Annotated in this window: 16 protein-coding genes and 1 tRNA gene; 8 read left to right on the top strand and 9 right to left on the bottom strand. The window is 67.3% G+C overall.

The features are described 5' to 3' along the window. Positions 1-123: 123 nt before the first annotated feature. From AB7F10_RS06265 to AB7F10_RS06255, 3 genes are all read left to right on the top strand, one after another. Entirely contained in the window at positions 124-957 is an 834-nt protein-coding gene (locus AB7F10_RS06265; protein WP_428559564.1) for a DUF1499 domain-containing protein, read from the top strand. Positions 958-1,063: 106 nt separating this feature from the next. Next, positions 1,064-1,846 carry a glucose 1-dehydrogenase gene (locus AB7F10_RS06260; RefSeq protein ID WP_428559567.1) on the top strand — a complete coding sequence of 261 codons (783 nt, stop codon included), beginning with the start codon at positions 1,064-1,066 and terminating at the stop codon, positions 1,844-1,846. Next, complete coding sequence (locus tag AB7F10_RS06255; protein WP_428559570.1) at positions 1,836-3,734, top strand: glycoside hydrolase family 15 protein; 1,899 nt, start codon at positions 1,836-1,838, stop codon at positions 3,732-3,734. The genes AB7F10_RS06260 and AB7F10_RS06255 overlap by 11 nt, the downstream gene beginning before the upstream one ends. Here the strand turns inward: AB7F10_RS06255 and AB7F10_RS06250 are convergent. Further along, positions 3,716-4,630, bottom strand: coding sequence for an MBL fold metallo-hydrolase (locus AB7F10_RS06250; protein ID WP_428559573.1), 915 nt, complete (start codon positions 4,628-4,630; stop codon positions 3,716-3,718). The two genes, AB7F10_RS06255 and AB7F10_RS06250, sit on opposite strands and share 19 nt — an antisense overlap. 264 nt (positions 4,631-4,894) lie before the next feature. Here AB7F10_RS06250 and AB7F10_RS06245 point away from each other — a divergent pair, with 264 nt between their 5' ends. Then, positions 4,895-5,962 carry a hypothetical protein gene (locus AB7F10_RS06245; RefSeq protein WP_428559576.1) on the top strand — a complete coding sequence of 356 codons (1,068 nt, stop codon included), beginning with the start codon at positions 4,895-4,897 and terminating at the stop codon, positions 5,960-5,962. Positions 5,963-6,063: 101 nt separating this feature from the next. Here AB7F10_RS06245 and araD read toward each other — a convergent pair whose 3' ends face one another. The 7 genes from araD to AB7F10_RS06210 form a co-directional block, all read right to left on the bottom strand. Then, positions 6,064-7,791 (bottom strand): L-arabinonate dehydratase, encoded by a 1,728-nt coding sequence (araD, locus tag AB7F10_RS06240; protein WP_428559579.1) that lies wholly within the window; start codon positions 7,789-7,791, stop codon positions 6,064-6,066. A 39-nt stretch (positions 7,792-7,830) separates the two neighbouring features. Next, positions 7,831-9,723 (bottom strand): TRAP transporter permease, encoded by a 1,893-nt coding sequence (locus tag AB7F10_RS06235; RefSeq protein WP_428559582.1) that lies wholly within the window; start codon positions 9,721-9,723, stop codon positions 7,831-7,833. 83 nt (positions 9,724-9,806) lie between these two features. Further along, positions 9,807-10,757, bottom strand: coding sequence for a TAXI family TRAP transporter solute-binding subunit (locus AB7F10_RS06230; protein WP_428559585.1), 951 nt, complete (start codon positions 10,755-10,757; stop codon positions 9,807-9,809). 137 nt (positions 10,758-10,894) lie between these two features. After that, a complete protein-coding gene (locus tag AB7F10_RS06225; protein WP_428559588.1) occupies positions 10,895-11,359 on the bottom strand; it encodes a GFA family protein in 465 nt (154 codons plus the stop codon). Positions 11,360-11,455: 96 nt separating this feature from the next. Beyond that, positions 11,456-11,749: an addiction module antidote protein gene (locus AB7F10_RS06220; protein WP_428559591.1), complete on the bottom strand. Its 294-nt coding sequence runs from the start codon at positions 11,747-11,749 to the stop codon at positions 11,456-11,458. Positions 11,750-11,751: 2 nt separating this feature from the next. After that, a complete protein-coding gene (locus AB7F10_RS06215) occupies positions 11,752-12,045 on the bottom strand; it encodes a type II toxin-antitoxin system RelE/ParE family toxin (protein WP_428559594.1) in 294 nt (97 codons plus the stop codon). A 139-nt stretch (positions 12,046-12,184) separates the two neighbouring features. After that, a tRNA-Pro gene (locus tag AB7F10_RS06210) sits at positions 12,185-12,261 on the bottom strand. Between the two features lie 97 nt (positions 12,262-12,358). Here AB7F10_RS06210 and AB7F10_RS06205 point away from each other — a divergent pair. From AB7F10_RS06205 to AB7F10_RS06195, 3 genes are read left to right on the top strand one after another with little or no spacing between them, the layout of a single operon-like run. Continuing rightward, the gene (locus tag AB7F10_RS06205) at positions 12,359-13,321 is read left to right on the top strand and encodes an L-threonylcarbamoyladenylate synthase (RefSeq protein ID WP_428559597.1); all 963 of its coding nucleotides are present in this window, start codon (positions 12,359-12,361) and stop codon (positions 13,319-13,321) included. 12 nt (positions 13,322-13,333) lie between these two features. Then, the gene (locus tag AB7F10_RS06200) at positions 13,334-14,770 is read left to right on the top strand and encodes an FAD-binding oxidoreductase (protein ID WP_428559599.1); all 1,437 of its coding nucleotides are present in this window, start codon (positions 13,334-13,336) and stop codon (positions 14,768-14,770) included. Positions 14,771-14,785: 15 nt separating this feature from the next. Continuing rightward, on the top strand, positions 14,786-15,211 hold the full coding sequence (locus AB7F10_RS06195; protein WP_428559601.1) for a GNAT family acetyltransferase: 426 nt from the start codon (positions 14,786-14,788) through the stop codon (positions 15,209-15,211). Between the two features lie 3 nt (positions 15,212-15,214). On the opposite strand, the gene AB7F10_RS06190 is transcribed toward AB7F10_RS06195, so the two are convergent. After that, positions 15,215-15,967, bottom strand: coding sequence for an SOS response-associated peptidase (locus tag AB7F10_RS06190; RefSeq protein WP_428559603.1), 753 nt, complete (start codon positions 15,965-15,967; stop codon positions 15,215-15,217). A 151-nt stretch (positions 15,968-16,118) separates the two neighbouring features. On the opposite strand from AB7F10_RS06190, the gene AB7F10_RS06185 reads away from it, so the two are divergent. Beyond that, on the top strand, positions 16,119-16,592 hold the full coding sequence (locus AB7F10_RS06185; protein WP_428559605.1) for a hypothetical protein: 474 nt from the start codon (positions 16,119-16,121) through the stop codon (positions 16,590-16,592). Positions 16,593-16,597 lie beyond the last annotated feature (5 nt).

Here is a 16,597-nt window from a genome sequence, read left to right as displayed (position 1 = left end):
GACGCCCAATCTTTCATCCCCAATCTTTCAACCGGCCGCCAAGGCGATTGCCTGCGCTGCCGCTTCCCTTTATTCCCATGCGCTCGTCGCGCTCCTGCCGCGCGACCGGTGGAGACGGCACGCATGGCCCGGCGGCCCTATTTCGGCGAGGAACGCTCCGCGCTCGCGGCGTGGTCGGGGCGGCTCGGCATTTTCGCGCTGGTCGTCGCGGCGCTGTCGGCCATTGTCGTACGCACCGGCCTGCTGGAGATCGGCCCGGCGCTCGCAACCTTCGCGGCGGCACTCGTCTGCGCGGCGCTCGCCGTACTGCTCGCGCTCGCCAGCAGCATCCCGATCTGGCGGCAGGGCAAGACCGGCATCGGCCGCGCCGTGCTCGGCATGTTTCTCGGCGCGGCGCTGCTCGCCTATCCGGCCTATCTCGGCAGCCGCGCGCTGAAGTTGCCGGCGATCAACGACATCACCACCAACCCTGCCGACCCGCCGCGCTTTGCCGTGCTGGCGCGGCTGCGGCCGCGCGGCTCGTCCGATTACCCGGGCGCGGCGGCCGCGGCCATGCAACGCCAGGCCTATTCCGTCATCGAGCCGCTGCAGGTGTCGGCGACGCCGCAGGTCGCCTATGAAGCGACGCTCGCGCTCGTTCAGAAACGCAAATGGCGCGTCGTCGACGCGCTGGCGCCGTCGCCCGCGCGGCGCAACGGCACCATCGAGGCGATCGCGCAGACCATGCTGATGGGATTTCGCGACGACATCGCCATTCGCGTCAGCCCCGCCGGCGGCGGCGCGCAGATCGACATGCGCTCCGCCTCCCGCTACGGCAAGCACGACTTCGGCGCCAATGCCGCGCGCATCGTGTCGTTCCTGAGCGACCTCGACGACGCGATCAGCGCGATGCCGCCGGACCGCCGGCAGCCGGCGCAACGGCAGCCCCAGCGGCCGCCGCAGCAGCCGCGGCGCTGAAAACCCGGGCTTCCCGTTACAAATCGGACATGCCGGACGAGGCGGTGGAACCATTCCGCCCCGCGCCGGTTTCCCCTCCGGGCGGCGCTGTCGATTGGACGCGCTGATGCGGATCGAGCTTTCCGGCAAACGGGTTCTCGTCACCGGCGGCAATGGCGGCCTCGGCGCTGCCTTGTGCGAGGCCTTTGCGGCCGCGGGCGCGCGCGTCGCGGTGAATTATCGATCGGGGCCGGACAAGGCCAAGGCCGTGGTCGATACGATCGCCGGGCGCGGCGGCGACGCTTTCGCCGTCCAGGGCGATGTCAGCGATCCGGCCTCGGTCGCGGCGATGTACGAGGCACTCGACCGCGCCTTCGGCGGCGTCGACATTCTCGTCAACAATGCCGGGATCGACGGCCACCGGGCGCTGGCGTGGGAGACCGACGTCGCCGCATGGAGCAAAGTCCTCGGCGTCAACCTGACCGGAGCGTTTCTGTGCGCGCGCGAGGCGCTGCGGCGCATGGTGCCGCAGCGCGCCGGCGTCATCATCAACACCTCGAGCGTTCACGAGCGCATCCCGTGGGGCGGCTACAGCGCCTACGCGGCAAGCAAGGCCGGCCTGTCGATGCTGGCGCGAACGCTGGCGCAGGAGGCGGCGCCCCACGGCGTGCGCGTGCTGTGCATCGCGCCCGGCGCGATCAAGACGCCGATCAACCGCGAGGTCTGGAGCGACCCGGAGGGCTTGCGCGATCTGCTCCGGAAGATCCCGATGGGGCGGATCGGCACGCCGGAGGACGTGGCGAGCCTCGCCGTCATGCTCGCATCCGACCGCGCCGGCTATGTGACCGGCACCACGGTGTTCGTCGACGGCGGCATGACCGATTATCCGGACTTCGCGCATGGTGGCTGAACCTCTTTCGCCGGAAAGCCGGGACGAACAGGCGCAGGCCGCCCCGTCCCGCCGCATCGAGGACTACGGCCTGATCGGCAACATGCACTCGGCGGCGCTGGTCGGACGCGACGGCTCGATCGACTGGCTGTGCCTGCCACGTTTCGACTCGCCGGCCTGCTTTGCCGCGCTGATCGGCACGACGGACAACGGGCGCTGGCGGGTGAAGCCCGCGGGCGGCGTTCATACGATGTCGCGGCGCTATCTGCCCGACAGCGCCGTGCTCGAAACGCGGTTCGAGACCGCGACCGGCGTCGTCACGCTGACCGATTTCATGCCGCTCGCCTCGGAATCCGACAAGGTCAACGTGGTGCGCATCGTCACCGGCGTCGCCGGCAGCGTGGACATGGAGATGGAACTGGTGCTGCGGTTCGAATACGGCCACGCCGTGCCGTGGGTGCGCCGGCGCGACTACGGATTGAGCGCAGTGGCCGGCCCTAACGCGGTGCAGCTTCACACCGACATCCCGCTCGACAATCGCGACATGAAGACCCGCTCGGCCTTCACGGTGAAAAAGGGCGACCGGGTCCGCATGACGCTCTCCTATCATCCCACCACCAGCTCGCCGCAATTCGTGCCCGACTGCATGGAAAGCCTGCAGCGAACGACAAACTGGTGGCGCGAATGGATCAAGTCCAGCCGGATCGACGACCTCGACGAACGATGGCGCGAGGCCATCGTGCGGTCCGCCATCACGCTCAAGCTTTTGACCTATGCGCCGACCGGCGCGATCGTCGCCGCGCCGACCATGGCGCTGCCCGAGCGCATCGGCGGCGACCGCAACTGGGACTATCGCTGCTGCTGGCTGCGCGATTCCTCGCTGACGCTGCAGGCCCTGCTGCGCACCGGCTTTCGTGGCGAGGCCGAGGCATGGCGGCAATGGCTGCTCGGCGCTATCGCCGGCGCGCCGGAACAACTGCAGATCCTCTACGGCATCGCCGGTGACCGCTGGCTGCCCGAACACGAGGTGCCCTGGCTCGCCGGCTTCGAAGGCAGCCGGCCGGTCCGGGTCGGCAATGCCGCGTCGAACCAGATGCAGCTCGACGTCTATGGCGAGATCGTCAACGTGCTGCATGTCGCGCGCGCGGCCGATCTGCAGACGCGGGACGAAGCCTGGAGCCTGCAAAAAGTGCTGCTGGCGAAGCTCGCGGAGTGCTGGCAGACGCCGGACCGCGGCATCTGGGAGGTGCGCGGCGAACCGCGCGCCTTCACCCATTCACGGATGATGTGCTGGGTGGCGTTCGACCGCGCGGTCGACAACGCCGAACGCTACGGCCTCGACGGCCCGGTCGACCGCTGGCGCGCGCTGCGCGAGGCCGTTCATGCCGACGTCTGCAAAAACGGTTTCGACCCCGAACTGAACAGCTTCGTGCAGGCCTATGGCAGCAAGGCGCTCGACGCGAGCCTGCTGATGATGCCGCAGGTCGGCTTCCTGCCGGCGAGCGATCCGCGCATTCTCGGCACCATTGCCGCGATCGAGCGCGGCCTGATGCGCGACGGCCTGGTGCTGCGCTATTCGACCGCCGAGACCGACGACGGCCTCGGCGGCGAGGAAGGCGCGTTTCTGGTGTGCAGTTTCTGGCTGGCCGACGCCTATGTGATGTGCGGATGGCTCGACGAGGCCCGCGCCCTTCTCCGCCGCCTGATGGCGCTGCGCAACGATCTCGGCCTGCTGGCGGAGGAATACGACCCGAACGCGCGGCGTCAGCTCGGCAATTTTCCGCAGGCCTTTTCGCATATCGGGCTGATCAATACGCTGCGCAACGTCGCGTCGGCCAAAACCGAAACGACGAAGCGGCCCGACGAGGCGCAGACCAAGCCGCGCGCCGCTCAGCCGGCCAGCCGGTAAACGCCGTCGATCGACGGCGTGCCCTCAGTCGCGACCACGCCGCGCGCGACGAGGTCTTCCAGATGCGCCAGCACCGAGAGGCCCGCCGCGCCGGTCAGCCGCGGATCGATGCCGATATAGATCGCGCGCACCAGCGTCGGGATATCGCAGGCGCCTTTCGCAAGACGGTGCAGGATCGAGTCCTCGCGCGCCTTGCGATGCGCGATGTAGGATTTGACGAAACGCGGCGCATCCGGGATCGCCGGGCCGTGCCCGGACAGATAAAGCTGCTCGGAGCGCTTCTCGAGCTTGTGGAGCGACGCCATGTAATCGCTCATCGCGCCATCGGGCGGCGCGACGATCGAGGTCGACCAGCCCATGACATGATCGCCGGCGAACAGGAGATTGCCCTCGCGGTAGGCGTAAGCCATGTGGTTTGCGGTGTGGCCCGGCGTCGTCACCGCCTCGACGGTCCAGCCCTTCCCCGTCACCACCTCGCCGTCGCGCAGCATGACGTCCGGCTTGAAGTCGTGATCGCCGGAGGAATCGAGCGGATTAAGTTCGCCGATATGCAGCGCCCGCGCCGGGCGATGTATGCCCTCGGCATAGACGGTGGCGCCGGTCGCATGCTTGACCGCGGGCACCGCCGGCGAATGATCGCGATGGGTGTGGGTGACGAAGATATGGGTCACGGTCTCGTTGCGCACGGCGTCGAGCAGCACGCCGATATGCGCCTCGTCGGCGGGACCGGGATCGACGATGGCCACCTGGCCCTTACCAAGGATGTAGGACAGCGTGCCGGTGAAGGTGAACGGCCCCGGATTGTTGACCAGGATGCGCCGCACGCCGGGGGCGACCTCGTCCACCACGCCGGGCTTGAGGTCCAGTTTCTTGTTGAACGGAATGTCGTCGGCCATGCGTGTAAAGCCTCGCGGTCATGCCGCCTGAAGCGTGACATCAGGCCCGCCAATTGGCCGTTTCCGGCGCGCCCGTCAATGCGTTTCAGCCCCGCCCGGCGCATGCCTGACGAGACCGGCCGTTAACGCCTGCGCTCCAGTCCGCCCCGGTTGCGCCACGACTTTGCCGCGCTCCGCCCGCGAAAACGGCCCGGCCCGTTGGTTGGCTCCGCTGGGGCCTCGCTGCGCCGGCACGGCCGGCGGCACGGCTCCCTGGGAGGGGACATGAAACATCGGATCGCGGCGCTGATGCGCCGGCTTGCCCTTGCGTCGGTGCTGTCGCTCGCATCGGCGCCCATCGTCATGGCGAAATACTCACCCGGCGCGACGCCGTTTCGTTCGCTCGCCGAGGTGAGCGCCTGGATCGACAACTATCGCGTGACGCAGGACGTCGCGCGCTTCGGCGACGCCATCAAGGCGGCAAGCCGCTATGGCGCGTTCAAGGAGCCGGACGCCGCCGGGCTCTATGTCGGCTTCATCGCCGGCGTGATCGGCGCCAATCCCGGCAAGGCGGATGAGCTGGTCGCGCAGATGTTTCCCGTCAGCGAGAGCGACCACTGGGCGGTGGTGCGCGGCATCGCCTATTCCGGCCTGCCGAACTGGCGTTTCGTTCTCAAACGCGCGGCGCAGCGCATGCCGTCGCGCGCGGTGATGATCGAAGCCTATATCAGTGGCCGGCTGCCGGTACTCGACGACCTCTCAATCAAACCGAGCCCCACGACATGGCAGCGCATCCGCGCCTCGCTCGCCATCGACTTCTCCAGCCGGAAAAACAAGCCGCGCGCGCTGGAGCCGACGCAGGCGCTGCTCGACACATTGTGGGGCAACTATCTCGCGACCGGCTCCTACCGCCCGCTGCTGCGCATCGTCGATCTGCTGCCCTGGGCGGAGGACCGCGACGACGCCGACAAGCTCACGCTCGGCAGCATGGCGAAATACACCCTCGCCGTGAACGCCTCGCGCGATCCGCAACTGCTCGAGCGGCTGCGCGGCATCCGCCGCACGCGCGCGGCCAGCGCCGGCAACGTCAAGGTGCTCGACGCCGTGATCGCGGCGGCCGAGACCGCCGACACCGGAACGCTGCGCAAGGAGCAATTGGCGGCGATCGAGAAACTGAAAATGAAAGGCCCGGCCTACAAGCAGGAGATGTCAACCTGGGCCAAGGTCGGGCAAGGCGCCATCGCGGTCGGCTGCGTGGCGGCCGCGGTGACCGGCCATGTCGAACTCGGCCTGCCCTGCGTGATCGGCGGCGGCGCGACCAGCGCGGCGATGTATTACATGAACGACAGATGATGCTCGTCATGGCCGGGCCTGTCCCGGCCATCCACGTCTTTGCTTATCATCGAGCCCTGAAGACGTGGATGCCCGGCACAAGGCCAGGCATGACAGTTTGATCAATGAATCTCCGGCTCCGGGACCGGCCCCAACGGCGCAAGGAAGTCGAAGTCGCAGCCCTCGTCAGCCTGGCCGATGTGCTCGGAGAACATCGCACCGTAGCCGCGCGGATAGCGCGGGCTCGGCGCCTGCCAGGCCGCCTTGCGGCGCGCGAGTTCCTCGTCCGACACATGCAGGTGGATGCGCCGCGCCGGCACATCGACCTCGATCTCGTCGCCAGTCTGCACCAGCGCCAGCGGGCCGCCGACGAAACTTTCCGGCGCGACGTGCAGGATGCAAGCACCATATGAGGTGCCGCTCATGCGCGCGTCTGAGATGCGCAGCATGTCGCGTACGCCCATCTTCACGAGCTTTTTCGGAATCGGCAGCATGCCCCATTCCGGCATGCCGGGGCCGCCCTTCGGCCCGCCGTTCTTCAGCACGAGAATGTGGTCGGGCGTGACGTCGAGGTCGTCGCGCTCGACCTCGCGCGCCATGTGGTTGTAGTCCTCGAAGGCGATCACCTTGCCGCGATGCCGGTGCAGCCGCTTCTCGGCCGCCGACGGTTTCATCACACAGCCGCGCGGCGCGACGTTGCCGGTCAGCACCGCGGTCGCGCCGTCGCGCGACACCGGATTGTTCAGCGAGCGGATGATGTCGGGCTTGTAGACCTGTCCGCCCTTGATGTTGTCGCCGACGGTCTTGCCGGTCACCGTCATGCAGCCGAGATCGAGCGTGTCGCGCAGCTCGTTCATCAGCGCGCGCAGGCCGCCGGCATAGAAGAAGTCCTCCATCAGCGCCTCGCCGGACGGACGGATATTGGCGAGCACCGGAACCTCGCGGGAAATCTCGTCGAACCGGTTCATGTCCATCGGGATACCGGCGCGGCGCGCCATCGCTACGACGTGGATAATGGCGTTGGTGGAACCGCCCATCGCCATGTGGACGCGGATCGCGTTGTCGAAGGACTCTTTCGTCAGAATCTTCTGCGGCGTGAGGTCGTCCCACACCATGTCGACGATGCGCCGGCCGGCAGCCGCCGCCATGCGCGGATGGCCGGCATCGGCGGCCGGGATCGACGACGCGCCCGGCAGCGTGAAGCCCATCGCCTCGGCGATCGCCATCATGGTCGCCGCCGTGCCCATCACCATGCAGGTGCCGTAGGAGCGCGCGATGCCGCCCTCGATCTCCTGCCACTGTTCCTCGGTGATGTTGCCGGCGCGCTTCTCGTCCCAGTATTTCCAGGCGTCGGAGCCGGAGCCGAGCACCTCGCCGTGCCAGTTGCCGCGCAGCATCGGACCGGCCGGCACGTAGATCGCCGGCACGCCCATGCTGATCGCACCCATCAGGAGGCCCGGCGTGGTCTTGTCGCAGCCGCCCAGCAGAACCGCGCCGTCGATCGGATGCGAGCGCAGCGACTCCTCGACCTCCATCGCCAGCAGATTGCGGTAGAGCATCGTGGTCGGCTTCTGGAAAACTTCCGACAGCGACATCACCGGGATCTCGATCGGGAAGCCGCCGGCCTGCAGCACGCCGCGCTTCACGTCCTCGGCGCGCGAGCGCAGATGGGTGTGGCAGAGGTTGATGTCGCTCCAGGTATTGATGATGCCGATGACCGGCTTGCCCTCCCAGTCGTGCGCGTCGTAGCCGCCCTGGCGCAGCCGCGACCGGTGGCCGAAGGCGCGAAGATCGCTGGTTCCGATCCAGCGGTGGCTGCGGAGATCTTGCGGACGTTTTTTCACGGGCATTCCAGTGTCTGATCGAGGGCGCCGGCTCGCCCGCTGTGGCTAGTTCGCCTCTTCGGCCGCGGCGGCGGCAACCGGCGCGGCAGCCTCGGCCCGGCGCGTGGCGAGCTGGTACGCGAAGACTCCCCCGCCCAGCACCAGACCCGCGACATCCGTATAGAGGCCGGGCTTGATGAGCAACAGGCCGGCGACAAGCAGCGCCGCGCGCTCCCAAAGCCCCGCGCGCGCCACCAGATAGCCGTGCAGGCCGGAGGCGAACAGGATGATGCCCAGCGTGGCGGCGATGAAGCTCAGAACGATCGTCGGCCAGTCGCCGATCATCAGCAGCGCCGGCTCGTAGACGAACATGAAGGGCACGATGAAACCGGCAAAGCCGATCTTCACCGCCGCCCAGCCGGCCGACCACAGGTCGGCCTTGGCGAGGCCGGCGGCGGCAAACACCGCGAGCGCGACCGGCGGCGTGATCGCCGACAGGATCGCGAAGTAGAAGGCGAACATATGCGCGGCCGGCTCGACGACGCCGAGCTTCATGATGGCCGGCACCAGCAGCGCCGTCATGATGATGTAGGCGGGCGTCGTCGGCATGCCCATGCCGAGGATGATACCGGCGCACATGGTCAGCAGCAGCGCGACCAGCAGCGTCTGCGAGGCGAGATCCACGACGAACTGCGTGAACACGATGCCAAGGCCAGCGAGCGTCACCACCGCGATGACAATACCGGCACAGGCGCAGGCAAGCGCGACCGGCAGCGCGTTGCGCGCGCCGTCGACACAGGCCTCGATGATGTTCGCGAAGGTGACGTTGCCGCGCGTCGACTTGCGCAGCAGCGCGACCGGGAAGCAGGCGAGCGTGCCGGCCAGCGCCGCCAGCGGCGCCGAATAGCCGCTGTACATCACCAGCAGAATGGCAAGGACCGGAAGAAACAGGTGCCCCCGCTCCCTCAGCACCGCACCCATGCGGGGCAATTGCGAACGCGGCACGCCGACGAGACCGCGGCGCTTGGCCTCGAAATGCACCGCGAAAAAGCAGGCGACGTAATAGAGGATCGCCGGGATCAGCGCCCAGATGACGACCTGCCCGTAGGACACGCCCATGAATTCCGCCATCACGAAGGCGGCCGCGCCCATGATTGGCGGCATGATCTGCCCGCCGGTCGAGGCCACAGCCTCGACGCCGGCGGCGAAATGCGGCGAGAAGCCCGACCGCTTCATCAGCGGAATGGTGATCGGCCCGTCGACCATCACGTTGGCGACCGCGCTGCCGGAAATGGTGCCGAACAGGCTCGACGAGAACACCGAGACCTTGCCGGGCCCGCCGGCCGCCGAGCCGGTGATGGCCAGCGCGAAGTCCATGAACAGCTGCCCGGTGCCGGTGCGCTCCATGAACGAGCCGAACAGCACGAAGATCAGCACATAGGACGCCGAAACCGACAGCGGAATGCCGAAGATGCCTTCCGTCGTCATGTAGAGCTGATCGAGCATGTCCTGCGGCTTGAGATGCGCGACGAACAGCCCATAGACGAGGAAAATGATCGCGGTGAGCGGCAACGGCCAGCCGATGATGCGGCGGGTGCCTTCGAGCACCATCACCGTCATCAGCACGCCCATGATCGTGTCCATGGTCGTGAGGTCGTCGACGTAGAAGATGCGGTTGATGATGTAGTCGTAGTTGATGAACAGGTGCAGGATCGGCGCCGCCGCCAGCACGAGGCAGACGTAATCGAACGGCGTCGGCAGGCCTTCCGCCACGCCGGAGCGGCGATGGATCAGGAACAGCAGCACCATCGCAAACAGCAGATGCGTGCCGCGATACCACACCGCCTCCGGCGAGCCGAAGGCGATAGCCCACATGTGATACAGCGCCATCGCGACCGAAATCAGCGTCACGGCAAGGCGCACCGCGCCGGCGTAATTTCGCTCGAACGTCAAAGCCATGCGTGTCGCCTAGAAACTGCGGGAATCGGAGGGCCGCGGCGGAAACGAAACCGGCGGCCGCTGGCGGCCGCCGGTTCGAGGCATCAGTGCGATTGAACCGTGATGCCGGCTTCCTTGTAGAACTTCGCCGCGCCGGGGTGGAACGGCACGCCGATATCGATCGCCATGCCCTTCGGGTCGAGGCCGCCGATCGCCTTGGCGACGGTGGCCAGATCCTTGGTATGGGTCGAGATCGCCTTGGTCATGGTGTAGACCATGTCGGCCGGGAGCTTGCACGACACGACGATATGCGTGGCGTAGCCGATCACATGAACGTCCTTGTCCTGCTTGGGATAGGTGCCCTTCGGGATCGTGATCAGGTTGTAGCCGGGATTGAGCTTCTTCATCCCGGCGATGCTGTCAGACTGGTCCACCATCTTGATGTCACGGCCGGCGGCGAGGTCCATGATGGAGCCGGCCGGAATGGTTGTGCCAAGGCCGAAGGCGACGGCATGGCCGTCCTTCATCTGGTTGACGGAGTCGGTATAGCCGACGAAGGACACTTTCACGTCGCTGTATTTGATGCCGTTCACTTCCAGAATCTGCCGCGTGATCAGCTCGCCGGTATTGCCGCGCTGCTGTGTGGTGATGCTCTTGCCCTTCAGATCCTTGATCTTGTCGACGCCGGAGTCGGCGTTGACGACGAGCTGGTAATATTGCGGGTAGAGCGTCGCGACGTTGCACACATTGTCATGCGGCTTGTTGAACGGCGCCTTGCCGGCGACCGCGTCGACCGTCGAGATCGAATTGCCGAAGCCGATATCCGCCTTGCCCTCCTGCACAGCGCGGACATTGGCGATGCCGGCACCGGGCGCCGCCTGAACCGCAAGGCCGGGGATCGATTTCTCCCACATGTCCTTCAACTGGCCGCCGAGCGGAATCCACGAGCCGCCTTGCGGGCCTGTCATCATCTTGACGTCGGCGGCCGGCGCCGACGCCGCCATGCCGACGCTCAACGCCACGGCAAGCCCGAGCGCTTTCAATTCGCGAGTCATCAGGTTTCCTCCACTGTGCGGCCCGTCTCGGCGGCATCTCCGCCTGCGGCCCGATCTTTTCATTAGACCGACAGCGTAGCGGGCTTGCCCCTCGCCGCACAAGAAGGCTCGGGGACCGTTGGGGAGGAACGGCGCAGCTAGCCGGCCTGCCGGGCCTTCCAGGCCGCGACCATCGGCGCCGTATCGGCGGGGTGGCCTTCGAACACGATGGCCTCGGCGGGGATCTCGACCCAGGGCTGCTTGCTTTTGGTCCAGATGTGGCCGACCGGGTAGAGCCAGCTCGTGTCGTCGAGCGTGCCCGGCTTGACGATGCTGATGGCCGCGAGCGCCGCCGGCTCGTGCCAAAGCCGCGTGCCGCAGTCCGGGCAATAAACGCACATCATTTTACGGCCCGAGTCCGCAGTGCGCTCCCATCGCGCGGTCCGCCCTTGCGTGACCGCGATGGCGTCGCGCGGCGTCGGCATCGACAGCGCGTAGGCCGCCCCGCTCTGCCGCTGGCATTCGGTGCAATGGCAGGCCCAGACCGCGACCGGCTCGGCGCGGATTTCATAGCGGACCTGGCCGCACTGGCAGCCCCCGGTCAGCGGCAGTTTCATGAGCATGGCCCTTCCCTGTTCCGGACGCATTGAACAGGGTCGCGGACGGGATGTCCAAGGGGGCGGTGGAGGCCGCCCCGCGCCCGCAGCCGGCCTGCCCGGTTATGCGGCTTCGGGCTTCGGCTGGGCGACGAGTTGAAGATCGAGGGCGTCCATGACCTTGAGGATCGTCGAGAATTCCGGGTGGCCGCCGGCACTGAGAGATTTGTAGAGCCCCTGCCGGGTCAGTCCGGTTTGTTCCGCGACCGCCGCGAAACCTTCAGCGCGCGCTACATTTCCAAGCGCGACAGCGATCAGCTTCTCGTCGCCGGTTTCGAAAGCCTCGCTCAGATAGGCCGCGACATCCTCGCGCGTGCTGAGATAGTCGGCAGCATCGAACTTTGTCGCTTTCGTCATTTTTAAATCTCCAATTCCTTCGCGATTTCGAGTGCTTTCGCGATGTCGGCCGATTGGGTGCTCTTGTCGCCAGCACAAAGAATGGTCGCCGCGTTCCCGACCAGCTTGTAATAAACGCGATAGCCGGGGCCGTAATGGATCCGCATTTCGCTGGCGCCGCTGCCGATCGGAGCAACGTCACCGGCATTGCCATCAGCAAGGCGATCAATCCGGATCAAAATCTTTGCTCGCGCCCGGCTGTCCTTGAGGGACCTGAGCCAGCCATCGAAATCATCGGTCTTGCTGATCTCGACCATCTGTAAACTATAGTTTACAGAACGCGAGATGTCAACTGCAGTTGACGGCAGGTCCGAGGCGCACCAAAGGCGGCCGAGGCACACGTTTGCTTTTCTTCGGAAGGGACGCAAATTCGACGAGCCGAAGCTCCAAGGCGGCTGGTCGGAGTGGCAGGATTTGAACCTGCGACCCCCACGTCCCGAACGTGGTGCGCTACCAGACTGCGCTACACTCCGACTGCGGGGCGGCTTATAACCCCACCCCTCCAAGGTCGCAAGGTTGGCCGCAAAATTGCCGGCAAGCCCGGCTGGAACGGCCTATACAGGCGTCAGAATGACCGCAGAGCCGCGCACCCGCATGATCGAGGCCGGACCCGAGGCGATCGCCGCCGCGGCGGACTGCCTGCGGGCGGGCGGCCTCGTCGCCTTTCCGACCGAGACGGTCTACGGCCTCGGCGCCGACGCCACCAACGGACCGGCGGTCGCCCGCCTCTATGCCGCCAAGGGCCGGCCCGCCTTCAATCCCCTGATCTCCCACGTCGCCGATGCCGGGGCGGCGGAACGGCTCGCCGTTTTCAATGACGACGCCCGCCGCCTCGCCGCCGCGTTCTGGCCGGGCCCGCTCACGCTGGTGCTGCCCAAAGCGCCCGGCTGCCCGGTGAGCGATCTCGCGCTGGCCGGCCTCGACACCATTGCGTTGCGCGTCCCGGCGCATCCGACCGCCCACGCGCTGCTGGCGGCCTTCGGCAAGCCCATCGTCGCGCCCTCCGCCAACCGTTCCGGCCATGTCTCGCCGACCACGGCGCAGCATGCGATGGGCGACCTGCGCGGACGCATCGACCTCATCGTCGACGGCGGCGCCGCGCCCGTCGGCGTCGAGTCCACCATCGTCGCCTGCCTCGGCACGCCGACCCTGCTGCGGCCGGGCGGCGTCGCGCGCGAGGACATCGCGCGCGTCCTGGGACAATCACTCGAGAGCGACGAGACGCCGGACGACGACGCGCCGCTCGCGCCCGGCATGATGACCTCGCATTACGCGCCGAAGGCAGCGCTGCGCCTGAACGCGCGCGAGCCGCGCGAGGGCGAAACGCTGCTCGCTTTCGGACCGCATGCCGGCGCGGCGATGAACCTGTCGCCGGGCGGCGACCTGATCGAGGCGGCCGCCAACTTGTTCTCGCACCTGCGCGCGCTCGACGCCGCGGGCGCACGCGCCATCGCGGTGTCGCCGATCCCCCGCGACGGCCTCGGCGAAGCGATCAACGACCGGCTCGCGCGCGCGGCAGCGCCGCGGCGTTAAGGAAGTGCCCGCATGAATATCCATGAGCCGGCCGGAACCGTTCCCGCACTCGCGCCCGACCTGCTGGCGCGGTTTGCGACGATCGTCGGCGACAAATACGCGATCACCGACAAGGACGCGCAGCAGCCTTATCTGGTCGAGATGCGCGACCTCTATCATGGCCGCACCTCCGTGGTGCTACGGCCCGGCTCGGTCGCGGAGGTTTCGGCGATCCTCAAGCTCGCCAACGAGACGCGCACGGCGATCGTGCCGCAAGGCGGCAACACCGGACTTGTCGGCGGGCAGATCCCGCACCGTGGCGAGGTGGTGCTGTCGCTCAACCGGCTCGACAAAATCCGCGAAATCGACCCGCTGTCGAACACGATCACCGTCGAAGCCGGCTGCACTTTGCAGAAGGTGCGCGAGGCGGCGGACGCGGCCGACCGGCTCTATCCGCAGCTATTGCCGTCCGAAGGCACCTGCACCATCGGCGGCAATCTCTCGACCAATGCCGGCGGCACCGCCGCGCTGGTGCACGGCACCGCGCGCTCGCATGCGCTCGGCCTCGAAGTCGTGCTGGCCGACGGCCGCGTGCTGAACAACCTCAACAAGCTGAAGAAAGACAACACCGGCTACGACCTGAAGAACCTGTTCATCGGTGCCGAAGGCACGCTCGGCGTCATCACCGCCGCGGTGTTGCGGCTGGTGCCGCGCCCGCGCGCGCGGGAGACGGCTTACGCCGGCCTCGCCTCGCCCGACGCCACGCTGAAGCTCCTGAAGCTCGCCGAGCAGCGCGCCGGCGACGGCGTGACGAGCTTCGAGATCATGACGCGGATGGGCATCGAAGCCGTGATCGAACACGGCCCGAACGTGCGCGACCCGCTGGCGAAGCCCTATCCCTGGTATGCGCTGATCGAACTCGCCTCACAGGACAGCGAGGGCCTGCGCGACACCATGGAGAGCCTGCTTTCCGACGCCATCGAACAGGGCATCGTGCTCGACGCCACGATTGCCGACAGCCTCGAACAGGCGAAGGCCTTCTGGTTCATCCGCGAATTCTTCGGCGAGGTGCAGCGGCGGATCGGCGCCTCGATCAAGCACGACGTCTCGGTGCCGGTCGCCGCCGTGCCGGCCTTCATCGAGGAGGCCAATGCCGCGGTGGTGAAGCTCATCCCCGGCAGCCGGCCGCTGCCGTTCGGCCATGCCGGCGACGGCAACATCCACTACAACCTGACGCAGCCGGTCGGCGCCGACGGCAAGGCGTTCCTCGCCCGCTGGGATGAGGTGAATGCCGTCGTGTTCGAGGTCGTGCGCAAATACAACGGCTCGATCTCCGCCGAGCACGGCGTCGGCGTGATGAAGCGCGACATCCTCCCCGAATTCAAAGACCCGGTGGCGCTCGACCTGATGCGCACGCTCAAGAAGACGCTCGATCCCAACAACATCCTCAATCCCGGCAAAGTGCTGTGATCCATGAGCGCGTTGATGATCGGTGAAGCGGCCGACGCCGATGTCGACGCGATCGTCGCGCTGTGGCGCGCCTGCGGCCTCGTCCGCGACTGGAACGACCCGACAGGCGACATCGCCCGCGCGCGCGGCGGCGCAGGTTCCGCAATCCTGATCGGCCGCGACAAGGGCGTAGTCGTCGGCTCGGTGATGGTCGGCCATGACGGCCACCGCGGCTGGTTCTACTACCTGTCCGTCCACCCGGACGCGCAGCGTCGCGGCCACGGCCGCGCACTGGTCGAAGCGGCCGAACGCTGGCTCGCCGCGCGCGGCATCGACAAGGCGATGCTGATGATCCGGCCCGACAACGCGGCCGTGCGGGCGTTCTACGAGAAGCTCGGCTATTTCGATCAGCCGCGCACCGTGCTGGCGCGCTGGCTCGACGGCCGCGAGCCGACGCCCTGATTTTTAGAAAAGGCTGCCCTGCCCGCCGTTCCCCGCGCCTGCCTTGCGCCGGGGCGCGCGTTTCGGTTTCGGCGCTTCTTCTTCGGCGGGCGTATCGGGAGCCGGCACGATCAGCGCCGGGCCGTCATTGGCGGCGCGGTTGACCGCCGTGGAAATCGCATAAGCCTCCAGCAGATCGTCGGGCGCCGGCGCGATCAGCGACTGCACGAGCTTCGCATCCGCGTTGGGATCGAGCCAGAGATCGAACGCCGACGCCGGCACGATCACCGGCATGCGGTGATGGATCGGCCGCAGCGTCGCGTTGGCATCGGTGGTGACGATCGCCGCGGTGTCGAGTTCCTCGCCGTTCGGCCCTGCCCAAGTCTCCCACAGGCCGGCGAAGGCGAACGGCTCCTGCGACCGCTGGCGGATGAAGAACGGCCGGTTGCGCGAGCCTTCGCGGTGCCATTCGTAGAACCCGTCGGCTGGAATGAGGCAACGCCGCCGCTTCATCGCGGCGCGGAAGGCCGGCTTCTCCGCCGCGGTTTCGCCGCGCGCATTGAACAGCAGCGCGAAGTTCGCCGGGTCTTTCACCCAGGACGGCAGCAGGCCCCAGCGCATCAGCGCGAAGTGACGCCCGCCCTCGGCCAGCCGCACCACCGCGATCGGCTGCGACGGGGCGATGTTGTAGCGGGACGGGAAATTCGGCTGCTCGGGATAGCGAAACAGTTGCCGGATCGCCTCCGGAGCCTTGGTCATCGAATAACGGCCACACATTTGCGCTGCGATCCCTGTCGTGCTGCGAAAGCGCCCGTGTGCCTTGGACCTTAATCGCCGGTTAACCGGCTCATTGGTATCTGTAATGGCGAATAAAGCCTGGCTCTGCCGCCCCCGCAACCCGCAAATCGCTCGACCAAGACGACAGCCCATGCCTCCTGCAGCCGGCGCGTTCCACCCGACGACGATTAACCCCGCGACGGGCCTTGCGACCGACTATCTCAATCACTTCAATGAAGCGATCATGCTGCTGGACATGCTCGCGCAGTGTCCGGATCTGCTCGAGGATTTTCTGGCCTGGACGCCAATGAGCTATCGCGACCACTTCGCCGCCTCACGCCTGAAAGACCGCGACGCCATCATCGCGGCCTATGAGGACGCCAACCCCGATGCACGCCGCGGTCTCGAAGCACTGGCGACCGCGATGACGACGATGCTCGAAGCGACCCGCATCGCGCTGCGCGGCGAACCGTCGTTGGCGCAGACCGCCGCAACCGCGCAGCACATCGTGGCGATGCTGAAACCGCTCATCGCCCGCGCCGGCGCCGTCATCAACGGCGTGCCGATCGACGAGCAGCACGCAGCCCCACCGCAGGCGGAAGTCGACCGCCTCATGGTGGCGTAAACCGG

The sequence above is a fragment of the Pseudolabrys sp. genome (assembly GCF_050250095.1).
Classification (GTDB): Bacteria; Pseudomonadota; Alphaproteobacteria; order Rhizobiales; family Xanthobacteraceae; genus Pseudolabrys.
The sequence above is the reverse complement of the archived record's forward strand: the minus strand, read 5'-3'. Positions and strand labels throughout refer to the sequence as shown.